The sequence below is a fragment of the uncultured Campylobacter sp. genome, from assembly GCF_938045535.1.
Lineage (GTDB): Bacteria > Campylobacterota > Campylobacteria > Campylobacterales > Campylobacteraceae > Campylobacter_B.
The window spans coordinates 1-5,335 of the sequence record NZ_CALIMQ010000065.1 but is presented as its reverse complement, the minus strand read 5'-3'; the positions used below and the strand labels follow the sequence as shown (position 1 = coordinate 5,335).

Genomic DNA, 5,335 nt, shown 5'->3' with positions numbered 1-5,335 from the left:
GTCTATCTGCACGACTGGGAGAGATTTTGCAGATTATTCGCTCGCGAACAGGAGCTACTTAAGCGCGTCCCAGTCGGTAGCGAAAATGAGCGATCCGAGCCGTAACGTATCTCGGTAAGTAGCATAGAAGCAATCCAGGCTTTAGCGCATCTCGATAGGCAGTGGAAGGATACGACCAAAGCGTAGCACATTTTAGCTAGTGGAGAAATAGCACTCTAGCCGCAATGTATTTCGATAGGCGACAAGTAATGCGTCCTGTCGCAACACAAGCGGATTTTATCCGCCAAATAGCGTCGCGCGTTAATCAGCCAAAATTGCCGCCCCGCTTAAATCCGGGTTTAAATTTAGCTCGTCTATGATAGATAAAAGCTCTGAAATTTCCTTTTTGATCCCCGCGGCGTCCTCGAGGCTAGGCGGCGGCGAAAAGAGCGTCGTTTCAAACTTGTTTTTCGCTCCGTTTAAAAATAGATAAAATTTGTCGTCCATAAACGCCGCGCTCACGCCCATTTTCCCCGCGAATTTTTCCTTTAGCTCTCGCAGACGCTCCATAAACGCGGGCGTCAAAAGATACCGCGCCTCTACTTTATCGTCCGCAAAGACCCGAAATTCTTTACTAAAAAACACGTCGTCCATCTGCTCTTTTTCGCCTATAAATTTAGTATTTAACGTGCGGCTTGCCACTATCGTTTGACCGCTAAATTTCTTGTAAAACTCGCAGACCAAGACCGAGCCGCTAAAGGCCTGCATATCCTTCATCGCCTCCCATGCAAAAATTATCGCGGATAGCAAATTTAGTGCCGCCGAGTCGCTTAGCTCCAGCGTCGCGCCGTTTGGGATGTCGATCGCTTCGCTGAGGCTAAATTTGACGCCGTTATAAATGCCGCTGATTTGATCTTCGGCGCGAAACTCATCGGGCGAATAGATGCCGATTTTGCGAAATTCTTTACGGCTGATGCCGGCATTCGGATCGTAGTTAAAATTTGGACCAACCTCGCGGATGGCGGCGCGGACGAAAACGTCTTTATAAAACGCCTTGTAATCTCCCAGCTCGTCGATCACTCGGCTTGCATTAGCCATTAGCGCGGCGAGAAAAAACGGAATATAGATAATGATGAAAAATAGCGGTGCAAGGCGATTTTCAAAAAGATGCCATACGGCAAATCCGCCGCCCACGGGCAGTGCTATTATAAATAAAATTCCTAAAAACAGATACTTTGCAAATGCTAGCCGGCACTCTTTTTGCTTTTTGGCGGTGGCAACTATTGCTTCGTTTATATTCAAAATTTTACCTTTTTCTAAATTTACGTAGCGGGTTTCGCGCCTGGAGCGAATTTTAGCAAAATTTACGCCGCAAAGATACGGCGGCGCGAGTAAATTTTATTCGGTGGATTAAATTTATGAAATTTACGCCGCGGCGGCGATCTACTCGGACGTGCGTTGATTTAGCCACGCTCTCAGATTGCCCGCGCCCTCTTTTAACACCCCAAATCCTGCGGCGGCAACACAGACAAAATTAATTAGCGAGCCCCTCCCGCCGACGTTTAAAATCCCAAAGCCTACAATCCACAGCGCCGCGCCGAAACCCAGCGTACACACGGCGGTCGCGATCCCCAGCTTGCGGCGCAAAGGGCTTGGTTTGCGTGCCACCTGAACTCGAGTGATCACGTAGCTGCCCGCATATCCTCCGCGGATGAAATACGCGCGCGCAGGCTCGCCCTCCTCTACGGGGATATCGTTAAACTCGCCGCGCAGTTTCACGCCGTCTATCTCGAAAAATACCCAAATTTTGCTATTTCCTCTTGCAGCGTGGACGCGGAGATTTCGAACCTCGCCCGTGATTTCATATTCCAATTTGCCTCCTCAAACAGCTTCGCGCTTTGCGTCCGCGCTAAATTCCGCGCCGTAAAATTTTAAAATCTAAATTTTGCCTTGCTTGCAGCACCATCCGCAAAATTTTAAAGTTGAAACTCTGCAAGCCCTAAATTTAGAGCTAAGCCTTAAAATTTCATATCTATAGAATTTCAAGTAAAACTCCGCCGCTAAATTTAGCTAATCGCATGCATGGGCTATTGCGCCTTACTGAATTTCGCATGTCACAAAATCGCGGCGAAATTGCGCGCGCTACAAAAGCTCACAAACCCGTCGCGGCAATATCGCAGGCAAGCCCATCGCAAAAACCAATACCGCGTGACGAGTAGCGTAGATAGGCAGTGCAAGGCAGACAGCGCACGACGGACGCCATACGACGAACGGCGAACAATACAAAACAGACGGCGCGCACGGCAGGCAGTATAAACCGAAACATGCACCGGGCTACCAAGCACCTACTTCTTTAAAATTTGCTCTTTCATGAATTCGTAGAGCTGGCAGGATCTTTTATTGCCCGCGTCGCAGCCCTTTTTGACGCATCCAAGCCCCTTGGAAAATCCGCGCAGATCCCCCTTGCTCACATACAAATAGCCTAAATTATTGCAGGCATCGCCGTAGCCCAGCTCGCAGGATTTGGTGTAGAATTTTACCGCCTTGTCGCGATCCTGCGGCGCGCCTAGGCCCTTATCATACGCAACGCCGGCGTTATAGCAGCTGTCCGCTAGCCCGCCGTCACAGCCTCGCTCGAAAAAGCTCACCGCCTTTGCAGGATCCGCCGCGAGCCCAAAACCGCCCGTGAAATAGACCACGCCCGCATTGTGACAGCTTTTGGCATAGCCCAAATCGCAGGCCCTAGCGTAGCGCTGCGCGGCGGCAACGAAGTCCCTACTCAGGCGCCCTCGCTGATATAGGTTGCCTAGCTTGTGGCAGGCTACGGCGACGTTTTTATCGCACGCTGCGGCATAAAATACGCCCGCTTGCGTCGCATTGCCCTCGCCGTCGTATAGGGCACCCAAATCAAAGCAGCTATCTTTCTCACCCGCCTCGCAAGCCTTGGCAAGAGCAAGCTTGGCGCCATCGTAATCTTCGCGGGAGAGCTTGTCGCGCCCTAGCTGCGCGCAGCTTACGCCATCGTCGCGGTAGCATTTAAACGACAAAACGGGCGACGGCAAAAAAAGCACCATAACCAAGACGCAAACGGCGATAGAAAGCGCCGTTATGTCGATGATCTTTCTCATATCTATCCTTTTTGCGGCGATGTGCCGCGGGGCTTAAGGGGCGGTCTTGCAGGCAAATCCCGTCCGAATAAATTTTGCGGATGAAATTCCCTCACATGAAATTTGATCTGCGCAAAATTTTAGTACCTCAAGCCTTGTTTTAAAATTTTACTTAAAGCTTCCGCGCCGCAAAATTTTAAAATTTCAAAATTCTGCAAGCGGTAAATTTGCAGCCAAATTTTAAATTTTACGAACCGCGCCAGGCGCTGCAGCAATACCGCGAAACCGCTCGTAAAATTCTAAAATTGAAATTTTACGAGCCGCAAATTTAGAGCCAATCTTTAAAATTTCATAGCTATAAATTTTAAGTAAAATTTCGCGATAAAATTTCATCCCAAATTCCGCCCTAAAATTTTGCGGCAAAGCCAGAAGTAAAAAGCAAAACATAAAATTTTGCGGCAGAAATCCCGCCGCAAAATTTCGCTTTGTATTTAAATCATAAAATTTCGTTCGTGAGATTTAGGCTATCGGCGCGAATGTAGCCTATGCGGCTACATCTTCTCTTTCGCGCTTAGACCCATCAGAGCAAACGCTGTGCGGATACTGAGCGCCACGAGCGCGAACAGCTTGAGCTTCGCATCCTCGTTCTCGCTGCCTACGACGCGGTTTTCGTTATAGTATTTGTGAAAGTCCGCTGCGAGCGCCTTTAGAAAATCTGGCAGCTTCTGCAAGCCGCGCGAATTAAATGCGTCGTTTAAAATTTCATTCAAACCAAGCGCCGCAAAAGCTAGGCCGAGCCCCGCTTCATCTAGCGTGCCGAAGTCCGCGCCTAGGACATCCGTCTCGCGCTTGCCCGCTTTGGTAAAAATTTGATTGACCCGCGCGTGAGCGTAGTTGATGTAAAAGATCGGATTGCTGCTGTCCTCGCGCGCGAGCTCGTCCACGTCAAACTCAAGCGGCGTCTCGCCCTTTTTACTGATGAAGATAAATCGCATAGCGTCTCTGCCGATCGCGGCGAGCACGTCGCTCATCAAAATCGCGTTGCCCGCGCGCTTGCTCATCTTGTAGGTCTGCCCGTCTTTAAGCAAATTTACCATCTGCATTAGGATGATCTCGAGCCTGCTTTCGTCGTAGCCCAGAAAATGCACGGCGGCCTTTAGACGCGCGATGTAGCCGTGGTGATCGGCGCCCCAGATGTTGATGCAGCGCTCATATCCGCGCTCAAATTTGTTGTTGTGATAGACGATGTCGCCCGCAAGATAGGTCGGACGCGCATCCTCGCGGATGACGACGCGATCCTTTTCGTCGCCGAGCTGCGATGAACGGATCCAAATTTTGCCCTCCTGCTCATACATCTTGCCGCTGCGCTCGAGCTTCCTAATCGTAGGCTCAAGCTCGCCGTATAGGCTCTTTTCGCTAGCCCAGTTTTGGATATGAATGCCCGCGTCTGCGAGATCTTTTTGGATGATCTTTAGCACTTCGTCCTTAGCAAACTCCGCAAGGATCAAAACGCGCGATTCGTCGCGGAAAATTTCATCGCCGAATTGGGCGCGCGCAAGAGGGATGATCTCATCGATATACTCGCCGCGATAGTATTTCTCTGGATAGCTCACGTCCTCGCCCGCGAGCTCGCGTGCACGAAGCGCGATCGAAGTGCCCAAAAGCTCGATCTGATTGCCCGCGTCGTTGATGTAGTACTCGGTATCGACGCGGTGCCCCAGATAGCCTCCGATGCGCGCGAACGTATCGCCGTAAACGGCGCCACGCACGTGCCCGATATGAAGCGGACCGGTCGGATTGGCGCTGATATATTCAAGCAGAATTTTTTGCGGCATAACGGCGGAATTCCGCGCCTCATCGCAATTTGACGCTACGAGGGAATTTGACGCCTCCTCGGAATTCTGCGAAATAAAATTTTGCCTAGCGGCGGAATTTCGCGATTTGGCGGCGTCATTACCGCTCGCAGCTAGATTTGCAGCGTAACCTTTGCTAGCAGGCTCACTCGCGCAAATCCTTTCCGAAGCCGGTAAAATTCCGCGTCCGAGCTCGGCATCATTTTTCGCAAAATCGCCGCCCAGTCTAAGGGCGTTTTCAGCAAGTGCGCCCAACACGGCGGGCTTTAGATGAAAATTTAGATAGCCGTTCACCGCCGTAGCACTTAGAATTTCGCTATCTTTAAATTTAGCCGCAAGCTCCTCGGCGATGAGCTTTGGCGCCTTTCGCAGCTCCTTAGCCAGCGCGAAAGATTC

Annotated in this window: 5 protein-coding genes; all 5 read right to left on the bottom strand. The window is 50.6% G+C overall.

What is annotated here, in order from left to right:
• Window positions 1-300: 300 nt before the first annotated feature.
• The gene (locus tag Q0095_RS02330; RefSeq protein WP_297880998.1) at window positions 301-1,281 is read right to left on the bottom strand and encodes a DUF3137 domain-containing protein; all 981 of its coding nucleotides are present in this window, start codon (window positions 1,279-1,281) and stop codon (window positions 301-303) included.
• A gap of 141 nt (window positions 1,282-1,422) precedes the next feature.
• Window positions 1,423-1,851 (bottom strand): hypothetical protein, encoded by a 429-nt coding sequence (locus Q0095_RS02325; protein ID WP_297880996.1) that lies wholly within the window; start codon window positions 1,849-1,851, stop codon window positions 1,423-1,425.
• Window positions 1,852-2,324: 473 nt separating this feature from the next.
• Window positions 2,325-3,107: a tetratricopeptide repeat protein gene (locus Q0095_RS02320; protein ID WP_297880994.1), complete on the bottom strand. Its 783-nt coding sequence runs from the start codon at window positions 3,105-3,107 to the stop codon at window positions 2,325-2,327.
• A 219-nt stretch (window positions 3,108-3,326) separates the two neighbouring features.
• Complete coding sequence (locus tag Q0095_RS02315; RefSeq protein WP_297880992.1) at window positions 3,327-3,533, bottom strand: hypothetical protein; 207 nt, start codon at window positions 3,531-3,533, stop codon at window positions 3,327-3,329.
• Between the two features lie 104 nt (window positions 3,534-3,637).
• On the bottom strand, window positions 3,638-5,335 hold a 1,698-nt coding region (gene argS / locus Q0095_RS02310), incomplete at its 5' end, for an arginine--tRNA ligase (protein WP_297880990.1).